The sequence below is a fragment of the Rufibacter hautae genome (assembly GCF_008271695.1).
Lineage (GTDB): Bacteria > Bacteroidota > Bacteroidia > Cytophagales > Hymenobacteraceae > Nibribacter > Nibribacter hautae.
Map to the genome: position 1 here is coordinate 1808365 of NZ_VKKY01000002.1, position 21780 is coordinate 1830144.

Annotated in this window: 10 protein-coding genes; 1 reads left to right on the forward strand and 9 read right to left on the reverse strand. The window is 52.8% G+C overall.

The genetic code is table 11. The features are described from left to right. Window positions 1-62 precede the first annotated feature (62 nt). From FOA19_RS16350 to FOA19_RS16365, 4 genes are all read right to left on the reverse strand, one after another. On the reverse strand, window positions 63-1010 hold the full coding sequence (locus FOA19_RS16350) for an ROK family protein (RefSeq protein WP_149091841.1): 948 nt from the start codon (window positions 1008-1010) through the stop codon (window positions 63-65). A 13-nt stretch (window positions 1011-1023) separates the two neighbouring features. Continuing rightward, window positions 1024-2505: a RagB/SusD family nutrient uptake outer membrane protein gene (locus FOA19_RS16355; RefSeq protein WP_149091842.1), complete on the reverse strand. Its 1482-nt coding sequence runs from the start codon at window positions 2503-2505 to the stop codon at window positions 1024-1026. Window positions 2506-2521: 16 nt separating this feature from the next. Beyond that, a complete protein-coding gene (locus FOA19_RS16360) occupies window positions 2522-5578 on the reverse strand; it encodes a SusC/RagA family TonB-linked outer membrane protein (RefSeq protein ID WP_190300434.1) in 3057 nt (1018 codons plus the stop codon). A 326-nt stretch (window positions 5579-5904) separates the two neighbouring features. After that, complete coding sequence (locus FOA19_RS16365) at window positions 5905-6639, reverse strand: GntR family transcriptional regulator (RefSeq protein ID WP_149091844.1); 735 nt, start codon at window positions 6637-6639, stop codon at window positions 5905-5907. 765 nt (window positions 6640-7404) lie between these two features. Between FOA19_RS16365 and FOA19_RS16370 the strand changes: the two genes are divergently transcribed. Further along, window positions 7405-12897 (forward strand): Ig-like domain-containing protein, encoded by a 5493-nt coding sequence (locus FOA19_RS16370; protein ID WP_149091845.1) that lies wholly within the window; start codon window positions 7405-7407, stop codon window positions 12895-12897. A 291-nt stretch (window positions 12898-13188) separates the two neighbouring features. Here the strand turns inward: FOA19_RS16370 and FOA19_RS16375 are convergent, their stop codons facing one another. The 5 genes from FOA19_RS16375 to FOA19_RS16395 all read right to left on the reverse strand — a co-directional run bounded on the left by FOA19_RS16375 (window position 13189) and on the right by FOA19_RS16395 (window position 21771). Next, complete coding sequence (locus FOA19_RS16375) at window positions 13189-14607, reverse strand: glycoside hydrolase family 125 protein (RefSeq protein WP_149091846.1); 1419 nt, start codon at window positions 14605-14607, stop codon at window positions 13189-13191. 54 nt (window positions 14608-14661) lie between these two features. Further along, window positions 14662-15696 (reverse strand): glycoside hydrolase family 43 protein, encoded by a 1035-nt coding sequence (locus FOA19_RS16380; RefSeq protein WP_149091847.1) that lies wholly within the window; start codon window positions 15694-15696, stop codon window positions 14662-14664. Between the two features lie 122 nt (window positions 15697-15818). Beyond that, window positions 15819-18311 carry a glutaminase family protein gene (locus tag FOA19_RS16385; RefSeq protein ID WP_149091848.1) on the reverse strand — a complete coding sequence of 831 codons (2493 nt, stop codon included), beginning with the start codon at window positions 18309-18311 and terminating at the stop codon, window positions 15819-15821. Window positions 18312-18428: 117 nt separating this feature from the next. After that, window positions 18429-20615, reverse strand: a complete 2187-nt coding sequence (locus FOA19_RS16390; RefSeq protein ID WP_223808938.1) for a hypothetical protein — start codon at window positions 20613-20615, stop codon at window positions 18429-18431. A gap of 37 nt (window positions 20616-20652) precedes the next feature. Then, the gene (locus FOA19_RS16395) at window positions 20653-21771 is read right to left on the reverse strand and encodes a glycoside hydrolase family 76 protein (RefSeq protein WP_149091849.1); all 1119 of its coding nucleotides are present in this window, start codon (window positions 21769-21771) and stop codon (window positions 20653-20655) included. Window positions 21772-21780 lie beyond the last annotated feature (9 nt).

A 21780-nucleotide genomic window follows, 5' to 3' on the forward strand; every position in this document is an offset into this window, starting at 1 on the left:
CACGCATGGCCTTCCACTCTGATCTCGGGATACTTATCGTAGTTTGATTTTTTCAAAGCCGTTTAATTTTGGTGAAACACTAAATACCCAACCCCCAGAAGGGCGGCACTGTCAAAGGAGGAAGCGGCCCGCACTTCCACTTTCCCCCAGGGAGTCCAGGCCAATTCATTTATTTTAGACTGCAGGTACGGGATGATGTAAGCGCCGCTTCCCATGATGCCGCCGCCCAGCAGCAGTACCTCCGGGTCGTAGGCATGGATCAGGTTGATGGCGCAGGCCGACCATACATCCAGGCACTGGTCGCGCATCTGCAGGGCCAGTTGGTCCTTTTTCTCTGCCAACTGGAACAGTACCGAGAAGTCAATCTTCGGCTCTACCCGTAACAGGCTTTTAGCGTACAATGGCTGGGCTTTCACCTTTTCATCCAGGCTCCAACTGGAGGATTCTGCCTCCACACACCCGATGTTGCCGCAGTTACAGACCCTGCCCCCTAGGTTCACCGTGAAATGACCGCCCAGGCAGCCGGCCTGAAAATGCTTGCCTCTTAAGACTTTTCCTTCAATGACCGCCGAGGTTCCTACGCCGGTGCCCAAGGTCATGAGCACCACGTTGTCCACCCCTTTGCAGTGTCCGTACTGCCACTCGCCCACCAAGGCAGATCTGGCATCGTTTTCTAAAATGATGGGTAGATCCCAGGCTTGCTGCGCCCAGGCCGGGAAGTCAATCTCCGGAGCGTCCCCGTACTTTTTATCAATGGACAACACCTTTCTCTGCACGCTGTCTACTATTCCCGGGATAGAAACTCCCACGCCGCTTACCTGATCCAGGGAAATGTTCTTTTCTTCCAGCAGCTTGTCAATGGAGAGCTTCACAAAGGGCAACCTTCCCCGGAGGCCCTGGTCTGAGTAGGCGTCTATCTGGGTCATGGCTAGGACCTTTCCCTCCTGCACCAGGCCCAACTTTATCTTGGTGCCTCCCAAGTCCATCGCGATGGCAATGCGTTCTGTCATCTTGCGGTGCCCGTTAGTAGTTGTTCTGCGGAAGGTTCGGGTTCAGATCCCGCTCCCGCTGCGGGATTGGGAACAGGTAATGCTTGGCGGCCGGAACCACGCCAGGTTTGGCCAGAGGCACCAGCATTTCCAGAGTTTTGGTGCGGGCCAGGTCAAACCAACGGTGCCCTTCGGCGACAAACTCCATCGCTCTTTCTTTCAGAATGGCTTCCCGCATCTGCTCTTTGGTGAGCCCCACGTAATCAGGGACGGTGGTGCGGTAGATGGTCCCGTCAAAGCGGGCGCGCTTGCGCACCATATTGATGTACTCATGCGCCAGGGCAGCATTCCCTAGTTCATTGTTGGCCTCGGCGTACATCAGGAGCACATCGGCGTAGCGCAGCACCGGAAAGTCATTCTCACTACCGTTTCCCTTAGGCTCCATGGCCCGGTCCCAAAACTTCTGGATGTAGGGCCGGATGGGGGTGACAGCACCGCTTCGGTTCACGTACTCAGTCAGGAAAGTGACTTCTTTTCGGCGGTCGTTGAAGTCAAAGAAATTGAACAGCTGCATGGTGGGCGTTTGCCAACCCTGAGCGTTCTCTACTCCTTCGGCACTGAGTTCAGAGGGCAAGAGCCGCACCTGAAACTGCCCTACTTCCCAAAAACTGATGGCGCCTCCCTGGTCCCCGAACCCCACTGAGAAAATGGCTTCCTTGCCGTTTCTGTTGGCTAATTTGAAAACCTGGTTAAAATCCTCCCAAAGGGCGTACTGGTTGGAATCGATCACTTCTTTGGCTTTCTGGGCAGCCTTGTCCCATTCCTGGCGGGTGAGATAGACTTTGGCGAGCAAGGCCTTGGCCGCTCCCTGCGTGGCTCTGCCCTTCCCACTTCCGGCCGGATAACTCAACGGAAGGTTCTCGGCGGAGGTCAGGTCTGCTATGATGAGGGCGTAGATTTCATCTGGGGTGGCCACGGCCGGGGTCAAAGGCTCCACTTCCTTGGTAAGCAAAGGAATGCTGCCGAACATGCGCACCATATTGAAGTACAGCAACCCTCTCAGGAAACGGGCTTCGTTCAGGAGGCGGTCCTTCAGGTTCTGCTCCATCTGGATGCTGGGGATGCGCTCAATGGCAATGTTGGCGACTGTGATGGATTTGTAATGCATGGCCCAGACCTCCAGCAGGGCGGCATTCTGCGGACCATGCGAAAAAGTGGCGATTTGGTCCAGGTCTGGTGCGAAAGGGTGGTTGTTCAGCAATTCATCCGAGGCCAGCCCCGCCGTTACCCATAAGGTGCTGTGGTACACCCCAGCGGTGGAACCGGTGCTGGTGGAGTTTAGGTAGGCATAGATGGCGTTCACCGCCTGCACCGCATCATCAGCGTTCCGGTAGAAGTTGGTGACCGCCACAAAGTTTTTGGGGTTCTCCTCCAGAAAGTCCTGGCAGGAAGGCAAGGAGAGCAAGACCAGTAAGGCCAGCCCCGCTTTTCTTAGGATTTTAAGATACGTCTTCATCTTTTCTTTCTGGAAATTAAAACCCGATGTTTAGCCCAACTAAGTAGGTTTTCGCCTGCGGATACCCGCCCCGATCCACCCCAATGATGGCCGTGCTCTGCCCGAAGGTATTTGCCTCAGGATCATAGCCCGAGTAGTCTGTTAAGGTCCAAAGGTTGGTGGCGCTGGCGTAGATTCTGAGCGTTTTCACCTTTACTTTCTGCGTCAGGGAACTGGGAATTTGGTAGCCCAGACTCACATTCTTCAGGCGGATGTAAGAAGCGTCTTCCACGATGTTGGAGGAAAACACCCCGTTATCCAGACTTCCGGCCGCCAGGGCGCGCGGGTATTGGGTGCTGGGATTATTGGGCGTCCAGCGGTTCAGTGCGGCTTCGGCCAGGACGTTGTTCTGCCCGGTGAAATTCTGGAGATCAAACAGGTTCAGGTTGGCCATCTTGTTACCTTGTGATCCCTGGAAAAAGAAACTCAGGTCAATGTTCTTGAAGGAAAGGGTGTTGGTGAGGCCCCAGGTGAAATCGGGTTGGGCGCTGCCCAGGATGGTGCGGTCTTTCTCGTCAATGACCTGGTCGTTGTTGATGTCCCGGTACTTGCGGTCTCCGGCTTTGGCTCTAGAAGCAGGGTTGGAGGAGGTGGCTTCCTGCCCTTTCAACACCGGGCTGGTTCTGGCTTCCTCATCCGTTTGGAAGATTCCTTCAAAAATATAGCCGTAAAACGTACCCACCGGCTCCCCTACCCGCAGCAAGGTGCCGCCGCCCATTAGAATATCAGTCTCACTGTTCAGGTTGGTGACCTCGTTCCGGTTCACGGTGAAATTCAGAGAGGTTCTCCAGTCCAGGGCGCCCTTGGTGTTGATGGTCCGGACATCGAACTCAAAACCCCGGTTACGGATGTTGCCCACGTTCAGCACCGTGGAGTTAAAGCCGGTAGTGTACGGGACAGGCGTAGACAAGAGCAAATCAGAGGTTTTCTTCTCGTAGATGTCGGCGGTGACGGATAGCCGGTTGTTCCAGAAAGAAGCATCTAACCCCAGGTCAAACTGGGCAGTGGTCTCCCACTTCAGGTTCTTATTGGCGAACGAGAGCGGCTCGCGACCTGTGTAGACTTCGGTCCCGTTGAAAACTCCCTGCCCGTAAGCCCCTACCAACGACAAAGATTGGTACGGCGGAATGGCCTGGTTCCCGATGATGCCGTAGCTGGTTCTCAGTTTCAGGTCAGAGATAAAGGAGAACTGTTGGATAAAGGCCTCATCTGAAAGGCGCCAGGCCACTGCCCCCGAGGGAAAGAATCCGTACTGCTTTCCGGAAGCGAACTTAGAGGAACCGTCTACCCGGCCGGTGGCGGTAAACAGTAACCGGTCAAAGAGCGTGTAATTGGCCCGTCCCAAATAAGACACCATGCTCCACCTGGACTCCCCGTTGGCGGGTTTCTGGGGCAACAATCCTGCGGAGATATCATGATATCCGGTCCGGTCATCGGGGAAATCGAAGGCATAAACGAGCAGACTTTCGTTGTTGAACTCCTGCAGCGTGTAGCCCAACAGGAAGTCTACCTTGTGGTTTTCGTTGATGGAGGGTCGGTAGGTCAGCGTATTTTCATTCAGCCAGGTAAGCCCCGTCACCGTCCCGATGGAGGCCTCGCCTTTGCTGGCTTCAGTGCGTTTTAAGAAATTCGGGCCAAAAGCGTTCTCCTTGGACGAGAACCCATCAATGCCGAAACTGGTCCTGAACTCCAGGTTCTCCAGAATCTTGTACCGTGCATAAACGTTGCCCAGAATTCTGGATGATACGCCGTAAGAGGTAAACGCATCCACATCAGCCACGGGGTTGCCCAGCGTCTTGCCCAGGTAGCTGCCGCCCCGGTTTTCAAAGGTGTAGCCGCCGGGCTCATTGGGGTTGTATACCGGCAAGATGGGGTTGAACAAAAGAGCGGAGGTGGTGACACCGGGTACAATGGTCTCGGTAGTAGTCAACACGCCGGAGGAGGTGAGGCGGGAGTAACTCACGCTGTTGCCCACGGCCAACTTGGAGCTCAGGTCCCGGTCTAAGTTGGCCCGGAAGGAATAGCGCTTGAAGTCTGAGTTGCGGATGATCCCGTCCTGGGCGAAATACCCCCCGGTGATGGCGTACTTGGTTTTCTCATCGCCGCCGGAGAAGGAAAGTTGGTAGTTGGCAATGGGGGCCGTCCGGAAGATCTCGCCTTGCCAATCGGTGCCGGCACCCAGGCTGGCGGGGTTGTTATAGATGGGCGTTTGGTTGGCGTTGATTTTGGCTTCGTTGACAAAATCAGCGAATTGGGCGGCATTCAGGACCTCCAGTTTGTTCGCCACTTCCTGCACACCGTAATAGGTGTCGAAAGTAACAGTTCCAGTCCCGAATTTGCCACGTTTGGTCGTGATCAGCACCACGCCGTTGGTTCCCCTTGATCCATAAATGGCGGTGGCCGAGGCATCTTTCAACACCTCAATAGACTCAATATCATTTGGGTTAATGGTAGACAAGGCACTGATGCGCGGCCCCAGGTTCACGCCCAACGACATGTCATTGGCATCGCTGCTCACTAACATGCCGTCTATAACATACAGGGGCTCGTTGCCGGCGTTGATGGAACTGGTCCCTCTAATGCGGATAGAGGCCTCTGCCCCTGGCTTCCCTGACGTTTGGGTAACCTGCACGCCGGCAGCCCTTCCCTGCAGGGCTTGTTCAAACGAGGTGGTCGGCGTAGCCAGAAGCTCCTCTGACTTCACGGAGGCCACCGACCCCGTTAAATCGCTTTTGGTGGTGGTGCCGTACCCAATCACCACGACTTGGGTCAGTTCCTGGTAATTCGGGCTTAAAACGACGGAAACCCAACTTTGGTTTTTTACGGGTATTTCCCTGGAAACAAACCCAATGTAGGAGAATACCAACACCGCCTCCTCATCTGGTACCGAGAGGGTGAACGCTCCCTGCGCATCCGTGGAAGTGCCGTTAGTAGTGCCTTTCACCGTCACACTAACGCCTGCCAGAGGCTCATTCCCGTCACGGGAAGTCACTTTGCCCTGGATGGTTCTTTCTGAGGTTGCTTCCAAGGTCATGGAGAAGGACTCTCCCTTCACCTGATGAAAACAGGTGCTGAAAGCGCAGCACGCCAGTAAATTGAAGACGACAAGCCTTGTCTTGAGGTGAATCATATGAAGCCAAAAAGTAAAAGGTGAAGCGGTACTTTACTCCTGTACTATGTTCATATGTCCCTACATACCTTTCATCAGAGGTAAGGCGGGAATCTGAAACCTGGGTTCAAAAGGCACTGAAAAAGGATATGTTAAAAGCGGGTAGTTGCCTAAAGAGCTAAAAGCCCCTGCAACCTACCGCCGCAAAAACGGGGAAAGTACTTCAAAAGAATTCTCAGGAAATGGGCAGTTTACCCTCTCTCGATTTCAATGGTGTAAGTAAACCGATCAGCCCGGTAGTAGCCTAAATTATATTCAATGGGTCTGCCCCCTGGATCACATACCACCCGTTTCCGGAACAGCACCGGGTCACCCACCTCTATCTCTAGTTTTTCAGACAGTTCTTTATCCGCTAGAATGGCGCTGATTCCCTCTTTTGACACCGCTGCCACCGTATGGTAGGTTCTTTCCAGCATGTCATAAAGCGGTTGGGTGAAGTCCTCTTCGCCGGTTAACCCCACCCGCGGATGGAAGTAAGATATAAAAAGGACTACCGGCCCAGAGTCAAGTCCTCGCAGCCTTTCCAGCTTTACCACTTTAGATTTGCGGGTAATATTGAAGAGCCTTCTGATCTCATCATCGGCATCTATCAAACTCACTCCTATTTCATAGTTGCGGAAGGTAACGCCCTTCTCCCCCATTTCGTGGGTAAAACTTGACCACTTGTCAAGCTTGGTGGTGATGTTGTCCTTGGAAACGGTGGTGCCCACCCCTTTTTTCCGGATGAGCAGGCGCTCAAAAACCAGTTTGTTCGTAGCCTGGCGCACCGTATTCCTGGAAATACCTAGTTGCTTGGCCAAAGCTACCTCGTTTGGCAGAAGTTTTCCTTCCTGGTACTCCGGATTCTTGATAAGTTCCCGTAGCAGGTCCTCTACCTGCAGGTGGAGAGGAATAGCACTGCCATGATTTATATTGAATACCTTCATACCAGAGGCGCCTTTATATGTCTATATGTTCATACATATTCAACTACTTAAAGGTATACTAAATTTATATATTTCCTAAATTATTTGACAATAATTTAACTTTTGCAAAAAGACCCTTCCAAACAGCTCATCCTTCTACAAAATCTATAAACCATTCCTTTTACTTTGAAGATTTGGAAAATTTGCAGCAAACCAGGAAGATGGGCTACTTCTATTACTTACCAGCTATAAAACACTGAGCATAAGAAAGCCCTGCAGGCTCATACATCTACATGGCATTCTTATTTATCTCAAAAATTCCGTGAAGGAAGGCACCTTAAACAAGATGCTTTAGCTGATGGCCTAAGAGGTAGTTGAAGTAAGAGCATCAATTTACGATATCATCATTCCTCTATACTCAAAAAGACCTTTCTTTATTAGAAACATATTCAAAACAAGGAACCATTAAAATTCCCTCATTTTTTTTGCTAATAACGCGGTTTTACTACTCTTGTAGTAGTACTGATGTACCCGGAAAACACCGATTGATGAATTATTGATGTATGTGATTTTTAGGAGGCACCCCGCCCCCGCCCCTATATTTAAGCAACATTTTCACAAACACTTATATCTCAATAGTTTATTTCAACACAAAGGATTTTCCGCTTCTCTATAAGAAAGTGCAGACCTGCAGCACTGTTAGGTGAAATCCTGATCTATCTACATCAACTGCCTTAGGCAAGCTTTATACTTCTATTTTTTTAAACATTTAATCCTTAAACCCTTATGAAGATTCTATACTATGCAAGGACTACCCTGTTTAAACAAGGCAAGTCAATCCTACTGTTAGGACTACTTCTGTGCACTACTTCCTTTTTAAGGGCCCAAAGCCTGGTATGGGAAGAGAACTTTGATGGCACCAACATCAACCCAGATAATTGGACCTTTGATTTTGGTGACGGCTGTGAACGTGGGGTTTGTGGCTGGGGAAACCAGGAACTGGAATATTATACCAGCCGTCCGGAAAACGCTAGGCTGGAGAACGGAAATCTCTTGATTGAGGCCCGCCGGGAAAATTTTCAGGGAAAACCTTTTACCTCAGCCCGTTTAAAAACCTATGGGCGGGTACATTTCAAGTACGGCACCCTGGAAGCCAGAATCAAAGTACCCGATCTTAAGAATGGGTTATGGCCGGCGTTTTGGATGTTAGGTACCGCCGGGGTATGGCCTGCCAGCGGCGAGATAGACATCATGGAAATGGGTTCCGCTGGTGCCATCCGGGACGGGGTCATCAACAAACGCGCGGGGGCCGCCGTGCACTGGGAAAGCGGCAATAGCCAAGCCGACTACAACCAGGACTATAACAGCTCCACTGATCTAACCGATGATTACCACGTCTACAAAATGACCTGGGATGCGGAGTCTATCAAGGTGTTTATAGATGGGGTACAATTCTTTAACATCAACATAGCCGGAGCAGCCGGGTCAGATTTGGAAGAATTCCACCAGTCGCAGTACATCATCCTAAACCTGGCAGTGGGCGGCTTGTACACCGGCATTCCTACCCCAGAAGGTGTTACCGCCCCGCTGCCGGGTAAAATGTACGTAGACTATGTAAAGCTGTACCAGAATGCGGGTGATGAGCTGTACCTGGGCAAGGACAATGCTTTTGCCGGTAATTTCGGAATTTATACAGAAAACCCACAAGTCAACAATAAACTTACCTACGGCCAGGATGCCAACCTGTATATCTGGAACAACCTGGCCAACATTACGGGGGCCACTGCCTTTGAAGGCAACGAGGTACTGGCTTTGCGGGCCGCCGCTGGCAGCTGGTTCGGGTTTGGGGTTGATAACAAACCCATTAACCTGCTCAATTTTGCCGATGGTTTCCTGAAATTCAACATGAAAACCTCCTACAATGGCCAATTTAGGGTAGGCGTCAAAAGTGGCCATGGAGAAAGTTGGATAAATTTTGCCCCCGGGGCTTCTCCCTATGGTTTGGTGCGCGACGGCCAATGGCATGAAGTAAGCATCCCCTTAAGCGCTTTCAACAACCCTAACATGGGCATGCATATTGATTTAGGGTCCATTACCCAATCCTTTATGTTTGCCGGCGATGCTCCTGGCGCCACTGCAGATTTTTACATTGATAACATCCATTATAGTGGTGGGGTTGCAGCCAATCCGGCTCCGGAAGTATCCCTTACTTCCCCGGCAAACGAGGCTGTGATTTCTACCTCATCACCCATCACAGTAAGTGCCAACGCCAGCGATGCCAATGGAACCGTCACCAAAGTAGATTTCTTCAGCAACAACGTCTTGCTGGGCTCAGATGACACCAGCCCATATAGCTTCACCTGGAATAATGTGCCGGCAGGGGTGCACACCATCACGGCCAAGGCCAGTGATAACGAGGGCACCGTGACTACCTCTAAACCCATCACCCTGTATATAACCGCTCCCAACCATACCCCTCCGGCCGTTTCCATTATCAGCCCTACAGCTAGTTCCAGTTTTACCACCCCAGCCACGGTCACCATCAATGCCAATGCCACAGATGATGGTTCTGTCTATAAAGTGGATTTCTATAATGGCACTACCTTGCTGGGCACAGATTTCACCAGCCCTTTTAGCTATACCTGGTCTGGTGTGGCTGCCGGAACCTACAGCATCACCGCCAAAGCAACGGATAACGGCAAGTTAACCACTACCTCAGAAGCTGTATCTGTGTTGGTGAAAGACAATACCGTGGTGGCCAATGAGTTTGGAATTTATTCTGAGAAGGCTTCCATTACCCAGAAACTCGTTTTTGGCCAGGACGCCAACCTGTATATTTGGAATGGCCTCTCCGCTATCTCCGGCGCGGCTCCTTTTGAAGGCAATGATGTACTGGCACTGCGGGCCACCCCGGGTAACTGGTTCGGCTTTGGCATTGCCAATGATGTTAAAAACATCAACCACTTTAAGACCGGTTCTTTGAGGTTCCATTTCAAAACTTCTTTTACCGGTCAGTTCAAATTGGGCATCATCTCCAGTGGTGGCGAAAGCTGGATTGAGTTCCCGGCCAATGTCCAGAAATTTGGGTTACTCCGCGATGGCGAATGGCATGAGGTGGTAATACCCATGGTGAACTTCACCAATGTAGACTTAACCAACCTCACCCAGGCCTTCGTGTTTGCGGGGGATGCCCCTGCCACCAATGCTGATTTTCACCTTGACAATATTTATTTCAGCACCCAGGCCCCGGCCAACACCGCTCCCGTGGTCACCATTACCTCTCCTACGGCCTCGGCGGTATTCACGGCACCAGCCACCATCTCCCTCACCACCGATGCCTCTGATCCTGATGGCACCGTTTCCAAAGTGGAATACTTCAACGGCACCACCAAAATTGGGGAAGACCTTACCGCTCCTTTCTCCTTCACCTGGAACAATGTAGCTGCCGGTGCCTACACCCTCTCTGCCAAGGCCACCGACAATGGAGGCTTGGTTTCCACTTCTGCCGAGGTAAAGGTGACGGTGCAAGACGCTGCCAGCCGTGGCCCTAACCTTGCGCTGAACAAACCGGTTACGGTTTCCTCCCTTGAGAACCCAAGCACCCCAGGCACCAATGCCGTGGACGGAAGCCTCACTACCCGGTGGGCCAGTGCGTTCAGTGACCCTCAATGGCTAGCTGTTGATTTAGGCGCTGCCTATAACATCAACGAAGTGAAAATCACCTGGGAGCCCGCCTATGCCAAAGACTATGAAGTGCAGACCTCCCTGGATGGGACCACCTGGACCAACGTTAAAACCATTACGGGCAATTCTGCCCTGGTGAATGATCACACTGGTTTAACCGCAAACGGCAGGTATGTCCGGATCTATGGTACCCAACGGGCTACCGCATACGGATATTCCATCTTCGAGCTGGAAGTGTATGGCGCCGCTCCCGAAGCATATTGTGGTACGGCTGCCAACGGTGATTACAGCTACAAAGCCGCCACCTCAGGTGAAAACGTGAATTTCACCTTCCATCCACTCGGTGCCACCGCCGGCGGGAACTTAGCCATTATTTATATCAAGGAAGGCGCAGCCAATAGCTACCCCGGGTATACCATGGCGAAAAATTCTGCGGGTGATTTCACCTTCTCTAAACCCATCGCGGCTGGAACGCCCCTGAGTCTCTACTTTACCTACCAGGTAGGCGCCAATGGTCCCGAAAGGAATTCCGCGGCTACTCCTCACGATTATACGGTAGGTGCCACCTGTGGCGATGCTCCCGGCACAAGCGCCCCAACCGTTAGCATTACCTCTCCAACGGCCTCCGCTACCTACTCAGCCCCAGCTTCCATTACCATCAACGCCGATGCGGCAGATACCGATGGCTCCGTAGCCCAGGTAGAATTCTACCAGGGAACCAATTTGCTTGGCTCAGATAACACGGCGCCTTATTCGTTCACCTGGACGAACGTGGCCGCAGGCACCTACGCTCTCTCGGCCAAGGCTATTGATAACACGGGTCTAAGCACAAGTACCACGGCAGTACAAGTGGTGGTTAATGCAGCCGGTTCATCCGGCACAAACCTGGCCCTGAACAAACCGGTCACTACTTCCAGCAATGAAGCCCCTGGAACTGCCGGTGGCAACGCCGTGGATGGGAACATGGCCACCCGCTGGTCCAGTGCCTTCAGTGATCCGCAATGGCTTGCTGTAAACCTGGGTAAATCTTACAAGGTGAACCAAGTGAAAATTACCTGGGAACCTGCTTACGCTAAAAATTACCAGGTACAGATTTCAGACGATGGCAGCACCTGGAACACCATCAAAGAGGTGGCAGGGAACTCAACCCTGGTCAACGATCATACTGGTTTGGTTGCAACAGGCCAATACATCCGGATCTATGGCACGGAACGTGCGTTGCCTTACGGGTATTCCATCTTTGAACTGGAGGTATATGGCGAGGAAAATTCTGTTCCGGTAAGCACACCGCCTACGGTGGCCATCACTTCTCCATCTACTACCACCTTTACCGCTCCGGCCAGCATCAGCCTAACTGCTTCTGCTAGTGATGAAAACGGCACCGTAGCCTTGGTGGAATACTTTAGCGGCGACACAAAACTAGGCGAAGCTACCTCTGCTCCGTATTCTGTCAACTGGACGAATGTAATGCCAGGCACGTACGTGGTGACCGCAAAGGCCACGGATAACGAAGGCCTCACGGCCACGTCCCTTCCCATCACCCTCCATGTGAACTACCCTGATGCAGACGGAGATGGCGTTACTTCTGAAACAGACTGCAATGACACCAATGCCGCCGTTTACCCGGGAGCCCCTGAAGTGTGCGATGGCCTGGACAACGACTGCGACGGCCAAACGGACGAAGGCGTAAAAACCGTTTTCTACGCTGATGCTGACAAAGATGGCTTTGGCGATGCCTCTACAACCACCCTGGCGTGCGAGGCTCCAGCCGGTTACGTGTCTAAAGCAGGAGACTGCAACGACCAGGATGCTTCTATCAACCCCGGCGCTACCGACCTTTGCGATGGCATTGACCGCAACTGTGATGGCAAGGTTCGGGCTCCCATCCAAGCTCCAACCATCACGGTTACTCCTTCTTCTACCGTTTACACCGGTGGCCTTGCCAACACGCTTTACTTAGGATATGGTGCTAAAAGCGTGACCTTGACGGCGCAAGCTGCTGGTGCCATCAGCTTTGCTTGGAATGCCGCTCCCGGATTGACCAATGCCACCTCGGCCAGCGCCACTTTCACCCCAACGGCTGCTGGCACTTACACCTTTACCGTGGTATCTTCCAACTCAGACGCGTGTACTTCCAGTGCCTCCCTTACGATCAAAGTGATTGACGCCCGCGGTGGGAAAAAGCAGGACAAGGTGGTCGTGTGCCACAAAGGCATAGCCACGATAGTTGGCTTAAATGAAGTACAACTCCATTTAAGCCATGGAGACAAATTAGGAGCATGTACTATTTCCAGTGTAGCCGCTACCCAGACCACCTCCTTACAACAAGAGGCACCGGTAACCTTAAGAGTTTACCCTAACCCTGCCAAAGGCAAGGCAACTATTGAGTTTACCTCTGTAAAAGCAGGCCAATTTGAGGTAGCGGTCTATGACCTGAAAGGTACCTTGGTAAAAGTAGTGGCCAGAGGAAAAGCAACAGAAAGCCAGTTCTTCACCTATGAAGTAGACGCTACCAAGTTCGCTGAAGGGGTTTATTTAATCCGGCTGGTTTCCGAAAACGAGGTATCAACCCAACGCTTGATGGTGGCCTATTAATCAAAGGCTATCACAAAACACCTGAAAAGCTCTGGCGGATGCCAGAGCTTTTTTCATATATATGTACTTGTTAAGTAGGCCTGTTAGGAAGCCATCTTTACCAAGTGATTTTCAAAAAAGAGCCCTAAACCGAAAAAACAAAAAGCCAGGTCACCCCCGCTTTTTGTTTCTAATAGGACCTTCAACTTGCCAAGAAAAACAAAAGCGCCACCGTTTAGGGCCTGTTTTTGTAAAACAGGCCCTAAACGGTGGCGCTTTATCAATAGGCTTTTACCCCTACTTCTTTTCCAATCAAGCTAAAAGCTTAGGATTCTCCTGGTACGTTTTCCAGAGGAACTCCCCGAAGAGCGTATTGGCCCAGGCAAACCAGGAGCGGGTGAAGTTCTTGGGGTCGTTCTTGTGGAAAGACTCGTGCATGAAACCGGTTCCGCCGTGGGTGCTTTTCAGGGATTCAATGCAGGCTTTCACCTCTTGGGCATTCGTGGAGGTGAGGCCGCGCATGGTGATGGCCATCGGCCAGATCATGTCCTGCCCCACGTGTGGACCACCGATTCCTTCGGCGGCGCTGCCTTTGAAGAAGAACGGGTTGTTCTCAGACAGAATGTATTTGCGCGTGTTTTGGTAAACCGGGTCAGAAACGGGCAGGGCGCCCAGGTACGGCAATGACAAGAGGCTAGGCACGTTGGCATCATCCATGAAATAATAATTCCCGAAACCGTCTACCTCAAAAGCGTAGATTCTGCCGTGCTGCGGATGGTCTACCACGGCGTGGGTCTGCAGCGCTTTCTCCACCTCAGAAGCCATGGCCAACAGGGTATCCGCGGTATTCTTGTCTTTGGCGATGGCGTTCATCATCTCGGCGGCTTGTCTCAGGCTCACCACCGCGAAGAAGTTGGAAGGCACCAGGAAGGAGTACACGGTGGCATCATCGCTGGGCCGGAACGCAGAGCAAATCAGACCAACGGGTTTCACCGGGAAGCCGTAGCCGCCCATTGGCAAAGTATCCGTGGGGGCATGGGTCACGCGCTGGAATTTGTAAGGCCCCAGGTTCTCTTTGCGCTGCTGCTCTTTGAAGGTCTGGTGAATGGTTTTGATGGCCTGCTGCCACTGGGCGTCAAAAGGCTTGGTGTCGCCGGTCTCTTTCCAGTAGTGATAGGCCAACCGGATGGGGTAGCACAAAGAATCAATCTCCCACTTGCGCTCGTGCACGCCGGGTTGCATTTTGGTCAGGTCCGTCTTCCACTCCCCTACTTTGCTCTCATCGCCGAAAAACGCGTTGGCATACGGGTCCTTCAAAACATAAGAAGTCTGCCGATTGATTACTCCGGCCACCAACTGCCGAAGCGGCTCGTCCTTCTTCAGGAACTGGAGGTACGGCCACACCTGGGCCGAGCTGTCGCGCATCCACATGGCGTCAATGTCGCCAGTGATGACGTAGGTATCGGGTTTGCCGTTGTTGTTTCGGTGGGTAACGGTGGTATCTAACGTGCTGGGAAAACAGTTCTCAAACAGCCAACCCAGTTCTTTGTCCTTCACGTTCTTCCGGAACTCCTTGATGGCCGCTTCCACCGATTTACTCTGGAAATTACGCTTGGCCGCCGGTACCCGCACCAACGGAAAATCTGCCGGCGAGGCGAATAAAGACATAGGGGCAATTACGGCGCCGGCGCTTAAAAAGGCTGAGCTTTGAATAAAGGTTCTCCTGTTCATGTAAGTTGTTTTTTGAATATCGAAGTAAAAAGCCTTCTTCCGAGAAGGAAAGGCTTATTTGATTTTCTGCTTGTCCACGCCTTCCTGGGTGATTTTCACCGGCTGGATAAAGCCTTTCTCGTCAAAGGTCATGCGGTCAATGCAGGTCACCCGGTGGTCTCTACCAGTATCGCCCAAGGGTCTTCGGTGGTAGACAATGTACCAGTCATTGGACTTAGGATCATGCATGACGGAGTGGTGCCCGGCGCCGGTGGCCACCTGCGGGTCCTGCGCCAGAATGGTGCTGATGCGCTTGAACGGGCCCATGGGTGAATCAGCGATGGCGTAGGCCACCCGGTAATCGGGGCCGCCCCAGCCGCCCTCAGACCACATGAAGTAATACTTGCCGCCTTTCTCAAACATGAACGGGCCTTCCACATAGCCCTCGGGGGTGATTTCCTTGAAGGTAGTTCCGTCTTCAAAGGGCGTAAAGCTGGTGAAATCATCTTTCAACTTTGCGATGTTGCAGTGCCGCCAGCCGCCGTAGATCATGTAGTACTGGCCATCTTTGTCTTTGAACACGAACTGGTCAATGGGCTGCGCGCCGTTATGGAATTTGTCTATCAGCGGCTTCCCCAAGTAATCTTTGAACGGCCCCTCAGGTTTATTAGCGACCGCCACGCCAATGCCGCCTTTTTCATTGTCGCTCTGGATATCATTAGCCCCGAAGAACAAAAAGTATTGGCCTTTCTTCTCTACTACAGCCGGAGCCCAGATGGCTTTATGCGCCCATTTCACCGCGGTCGTATCCAGGATGCGGGGGTGTTTGGTCCAGTTCACAAGGTCCGGCGAGGAGAAGGCATCAAAGAACACCTGCTTTTCATAAACTGCCGAGAAGGTGGGATATATCCAGTACTTCTTCCCGAAGATGGCGCCCTCCGGATCGGCGTACCAGCCGGAGAAAACCGGATTGCCGGCGGTGGATTTCTCAACCGTTTTTGCCGCTTTCTTAGGAGCCGTTTTGGCTACGTTTTGGGAAAAAGCCGGCAAAACCGCACCAGACAGGAGACTGCAGAGAACTATCGTTTTAAGAGATGTTTGAAGAGACATATAAGCAGTTGAAAGGTAGAAAGGCTGCCTTCAGGAAAACTGAAGGCAGCCCGGATGAGGAAACAAAGGCCCCACAAAATAGGCAAAGAATCGGTCTGTTTTGCAGTATGGCCCGGCAGAATCTATTTGGTAATGGCGCTCTGCAACGGCTGTTTGTCTAGCTTGTCCTCCAGCAGTTTCATGAAATAACCGCCTACCACCGAGCGCGCCTGGAACCCGGTCATGTTGCCGTTCACCGTCTCGTGCCAGTCACTGATGGGCACCCGGGACGAGGTTTCGTTCGCGTATTTCCAGACGGGCATGAGGATGGTTTTAAAGTCTTTGGCATTATCCGCGAGAGTGGCGGTCCAGATAATCCAGTCAGATTTGGTGTAGGTCTTGCGGCTGTCCAGCGGCAGACCGTAAGGCTCCTGTTTGGTCAGATAGTACTTTACCTCTGTTTCGCGCACGCTTTTAGGAAAGATGTTCAAATCCAGGATATCGTCCCAGGCCAGGTTGTACTTCTGGCTCCAGGTGCCCTTGTTCTCGAAAGCCAGGGTATAGTGGTTTCCGTCTTCGGCCAGTTTCATCCACTTCTGCGCCATCTCTTTGGCATCGGTGTTGTACTGTTTGGCCACCTCGGGTTTGCCCAGCATTTGGGCCAGCATGCCGTAAGCACCCAGGGCCTCAATGGCTTTCACCGACAAGTTCGCGTTGCGGGCCAGGTGCCCGGCAAAGTCATCGGTAGACAGCTGGTTCTCGGGGTCAAAGCCGCTTTTCTTCAGGAATTCGGCCCAGGTGGTGAGCGTTTCCCAGTGCTTGCGGGCGTACTCGGCGTTGCCTTCGGCCTTCGCGATGGCCGCCGTTAAGATGAGCATGTTACCGGCTTCCTCCACGGGCATGTCCTCGCCGTAGGTCTGGCCGTTAGCAATGGGGTACGTGCCCAGGTCATGCGCCGGGAAAGGCTTTTTCCACTGGCCGCTCTCGCTGTAGTAGAAGATGCCGTTTAGCATGCCTTTCAGTAAATCTGGGTTGTAAACGAGAAACAGCGGCGCCGAAGGATAGGTCACGTCTACGGTGTTGATGGAGCCGTTGCTGAAGTTCTCCTTGGACAGGAACAGAATCTCGCCCTGCGGACTTTTCACCAGAATGTGGGCCGCGATGGCCTGGCGGTACGCCAACTCACAAAGATCGGCGTACTCTTTCCCACCAGATTTTTGGGCATCCTGGTACAGCTGCTTGTCAAACGCCTCGCACTGCTTGATGGTCTTGACGTAATCAACGGAGGCTTGGCCCAGTTCCTTTTCAATGGTGGCGGCTTCGCTTTCTTTCCACCAAGGGCGCAGGTTCTGTTTGAAGTATTGAACGGCGTAGACCTCATCGTACCCCAGCATAAAGACCTGTTCTCTGGCCTCGGTGCCTACTTTTCCCAACGGCACGATGGTGCTTAGCATCAGGCTTCTGCCCTGCGCAGTGTTCTGCACCGCCGGAGTTGTGGCGGAGAGAAACGGCGCCACCGCTTTACTTACCGAAGTCACGTACTGGTTGGCCTTCGCCGTGGCCGGAACCGCGACGTACAGGTGTCCCCAGTCGATCCGCACATCGTCGCCTTTCTTCTGCAGCAAGGGCTGCGCTGTGGTGCCGGCTTTCAGGATGGAGAGTTTCTCGGCAGTGTACTCCTGGGTGGTTACTTCCTGGTCCTGTGTGTTCACCGCGATGTCTGACGAAGCGCCCAAATACAGCTGCACGTTGTGGGCCACCTTATCGTTTGATTTCACTTTCATGGACACGTAAGACACCGGCCGGGCCAGCACGTCCAGGTTGTTCATGAGCAGCGGCGAGGTGAAGGTGGCGGTCACGTCCACTTTGCCGCAGGTGAATTGGTAGATGGTTTGGGTGGCATTCAGCTGCACGCTTTTCTGCACGGCCGGTAATACCTTGGCGTACTCCTTGGTGGTTTCCTCGCGCACGATGCCTGCATCCAGCCATCTTCCGCCGGCGGTGTTGGCGATGTGGATAGCCAGCACGTTGCCTTCCTTCTTCAGCTTTTTGGCGACCTCGGGCTTAATGGGAATGTACTCGTATTTATGCACCCATCCGGCATGGCGGTAGATTTCCTCGCCGTTCAGGTAGACTTCCACATTGTCGTCGTGGTTCAGTTTCAGGAACAGGTTTCCGGCATCGGCCTCGGAAAAAGAGAAGGTTCTCCGCACCCAGAGGTTGCTGCTCTCCCAAGGGGTTTTGGCCTGGGTTTTATCATCCCCGAAAGGGGCCTCCCCGGTTTTCCAGGAAGACGCGTTGAACTGCTGGGATTGCCAGCCCGCGCCGGGTTCATTTTCTGTATAGGTGAAAGAATACGATTTCTCGTCTGCCGCCGGAAGCACCGGCGCGTACACTTTGGCCTCTTGGCCCAGGAACCGGTACACGGCACCGTCTACCTTCACCATGCCAATGAGGGGCATCTCCTGGCCGGTCCAGTGTTTTGTGGCCGATTTTGACAAATCATCGCCAAACGACCAGATACTGAAATACGGGTTATGCGTGACTAACGGGTAAGCGGGCGCCCGGAGATTCTGTGCGGTGAGCACTACTTGGGGCAACCATACCAGAAACAAAAACAGACTGATTCTTTTCATACAAATGGGGAAGAAAGGTTTGTTAGCTTATAAGGAAGAATTTTAAAATAATAGTGGAGAGGGTATGCTAAAGTTAAGGTTTTCTGCATTTTATCCAAGGAGAGCCGAAGTTGATCCTCACCAATTCACCTCCACCCTGATGCCTTTGCTGTCATTCTCAAACTGCACCAGGTAGGTGTTGGTCTCTTTGTGCCAGGCAGTCTGCACATCGGTGAGTTTTTGGCCACCGGCATCCGTCAGGGTGATGGTCTTGGGCTCCGCAGGCAATACCATCCGCATGGCATTTCTGGTGTTGGAAGGACTCTTGGTCAGGAAAGAATAAGCCGTTTTGCCTTTCTTCTCTTCGTACACCCGGGAGGCCGCACACAAAACCACTGGTTCTTTTTTGCTTTTCAGGCGAGTCAGGTTGTACAAGTAGGCTTGCTGGCCCGGCTTCACTACTTTCTCGGGCAGCACCGGCAATGCAGGGTCAAACAGATCTACCACCGGGCCTTGTATTCTCAAGGGAGCATCGCCTACACTTTCGTCAAGCACCGCCGCAATGTCATAGGGCCCGCGCTGCAGCAGAAAGTGGTTTTTGCTAATGACTTTCCCGGCCTTGGCATCCGTTTCATAGGCGTTTTTCACCAAAGAAATAAAATCCGCATCCTGGCTGGCTTGCAGCACCAATTCTTTGGGATCGCGGCGCAGGAGGTACAACTTGCCCTTGCCTACCGCATAGCTTTGCTTCCCTGAAGCCTCCTTGATGCCCAATTGTTCCAAGAGGTGTTCTGAGGGAGCTTTGTAGGTCTTACCGCCCGTGTTCCACCATTCTTTCACCGTCTGGAATGGGTCTTGGTCCCGGCCCACGTACACCAGCACGCCGCCGTTTTTGACCCATTTTGCCAAAACCTCGTGCGAAACCGGTGACATTGGTTTCATGTTGGCGTAGCTCATGATGAGCACTTTGGTGTTCTTCAGGGTCTGGTCCAGGCCCAGGTTTTCCATGTGCACTGTGCCTACTGGAATGCCCTGTTTCAGGAGGGGCATCACCATGCCGTAGAAGTTGGAAAGCTGCGGATCTTCGTAGCCTTTGTGCGTGGGGAACCGCTGGAACATCATGGAATTGGCCAGCAGGATGTCAATGCCTTTGGTGCCACTCACCTGATTGGAAGATAAGGGCATGTCGTTGAGCGAGTTCACCATGACCTGCATCTGGGTGGCGTAGGTTCTGGGGATGGGCTGCGTTTCATTGCTGTTTTCCATCTTGAACTTACCCAGATAAATGCGCTTGGGCCAGGGCATCACCTCATAGGAAGCCACCATGGGGTACAGCAGTTGCGCGGTGAACGTGGCCTCGTAGTTCCGTTTGTAGTCGTCCCAAGTTTGGCGGCGGTCTTCAATGGGATCGGTAAGGAAGAACATCTTGCGACCGGTGGGCGCGGTCATAGACACCATGGAGCCGTACTCCAAAAAGGCGTTCTCAAACACGCGTTCTTTCAGCACGCCGTTAAAGTGGATGGGCTCCCGGGAGGTGCCCGTCCAGACCTGCGCGATGTAGCCGTCCATTCCCTCCAGGTTCGCCAAACTTGCCTCCGGACTCACGATGGCCCAGGAAGAATAGTTGATGAGCGAATGCGTAGGCACGTAGCATTTGACCGTGACGCCTTTGCTTTGGCTGTACGAGCGCACGTAGGCAAACACCTCTTTCAGGGCGTTGAAATACAACTGATATTTCAGTTTGGAGGAAAGGTAGGTGGCCTCGGGAGATTCATCTTGAGCAATCCAAGGAAAGCCGTACTGTTTTTCCCACTCTTTTTTGAAAGAAGGCCCATAACCCGCGCGGGCCCAAAACTCCGGTTCCTCCAGGTGCACAGCGGTGACTCCGGCGTCAATGGCCCTTTTCACCAGTTCCTTCATGTAAGTGAGGTACGTGGCCGAGGGAACCACGTAGGGCACGTCTTTGCCGTGCCAGATGGTCTCGCCGTTTTTCATGACTTGGCCGTCTTCCCAATGGGTTTTTCCGTCGTACTTGCCGGTGAAGTAGTCCTGGTACTCGCCCCAGGCGATGCCGGTCATGAAATGCACTTTGTAGCCTTTGTCGCGCCAGCTTTTCACGCGGCCCTCAAAGTCGCCGCCTGCATCGTTGATGCCGTAGACGATGGCCACATCGGAACGCACGTCATAGTCCGCCGCCCAGGCATCGGCAATCTGGAAAGCGGTTTTCTCACCATCGGGTTTGGGGGCTTTTAGCTGGGCATGACTCGTCATTCCCAACAGCAGGGCACCACTCAGAAAGAAAGCGACTCTAGATTTCAGGTCCATGGGGGGTTACGGTTGAAAGCGTTTAAATAAACTAAAGCTATTCCTTGGGAGGGCACACCTGCATCATACCCACCACGCTGCTCGCCTCGTAAGACTGGATGGTACCGGTTGGGCAACCCACGCGGTAATCCCTGAAAGTGAGATTCCGTGCTTTATCGCGGTTTTTCCAAGCCAGTGTAATGTTTTCCTGGATCCAGGGCTGATACTGGGGCTGGTTCGCGTCTTTGATGAGCATCATGATGTAGCGCCCGAAGATGGCCTTCAACACGCCCTGCTCGTTCCAGTCGCCCTCAGCAGGAAGAATGCCGTTGGCATCGCTCATTTTCTGCTTCGTGTAATCGGCGGCCAACTTGGCGTCGGTGAGGTAAGACTCAGTGCCGGTGGCTTTGTAGAGCATCACGGCCGCCCCGATGCTGGTTCCCTGGTTGTAGGTGTAATCGCTCCAGCCCACGTTGCCCTGGGCCACGTTGATGTTATCCGCGATTCTGCCGTTGCTGAACAGGTTGGCTCTGGCCCAGGTATAAATGGTCTTCGCTTTATCCAGGTACTGGGCATCCTTGGTGATCTTGTACAGCTCCATGGCCGCTATGACCGTGGGGTAATTGATGCAGGCGTTCTTGCCGTCTTTGGCGAAATTCCAGAACATACCGCCGTCTTTGGGGTCATACGATCTGCCCCAAACGTTCTGGAACCCTTCTTTGGCTTTGTCCAGGTAGACTTGGTCTCCGGTGATCTGGTGCGCCCGGGCCATTGAGATGATCCACCACATCATGTCATCGTAAATGAACCACTCGCGGGTGTTGTTCCAGTTGTAGCCGTCGTACTCCTGAAAGCCGCCTTGGTAGATGTCATTCACCAGCTTCAACTGGTCCGCGTCTTTGGTGCGGTTGTAAGCATCCATGGCAATGTCCCAGTAAATAGCCTGCGTCCAGATGGCGCCTAAGCCCGTCTTCGCCGAGGTGCTGTAATATAGTTTTGCCTCCGGATTGTAAAAATGGGTATTAAACGCAGTATAGGCAGTCGTCACATCGGCGGCGGTGAAGGTGTCCGTCTCCTTGGTTTTATCGGGGATTACCTCCTCTTCTTCCTTCTCGCTACCGCAACCAAGCAGCAGCAGCACCAACACGGACAAAGAGAGACATTTTAGCTTATTCATCTTTTGAGA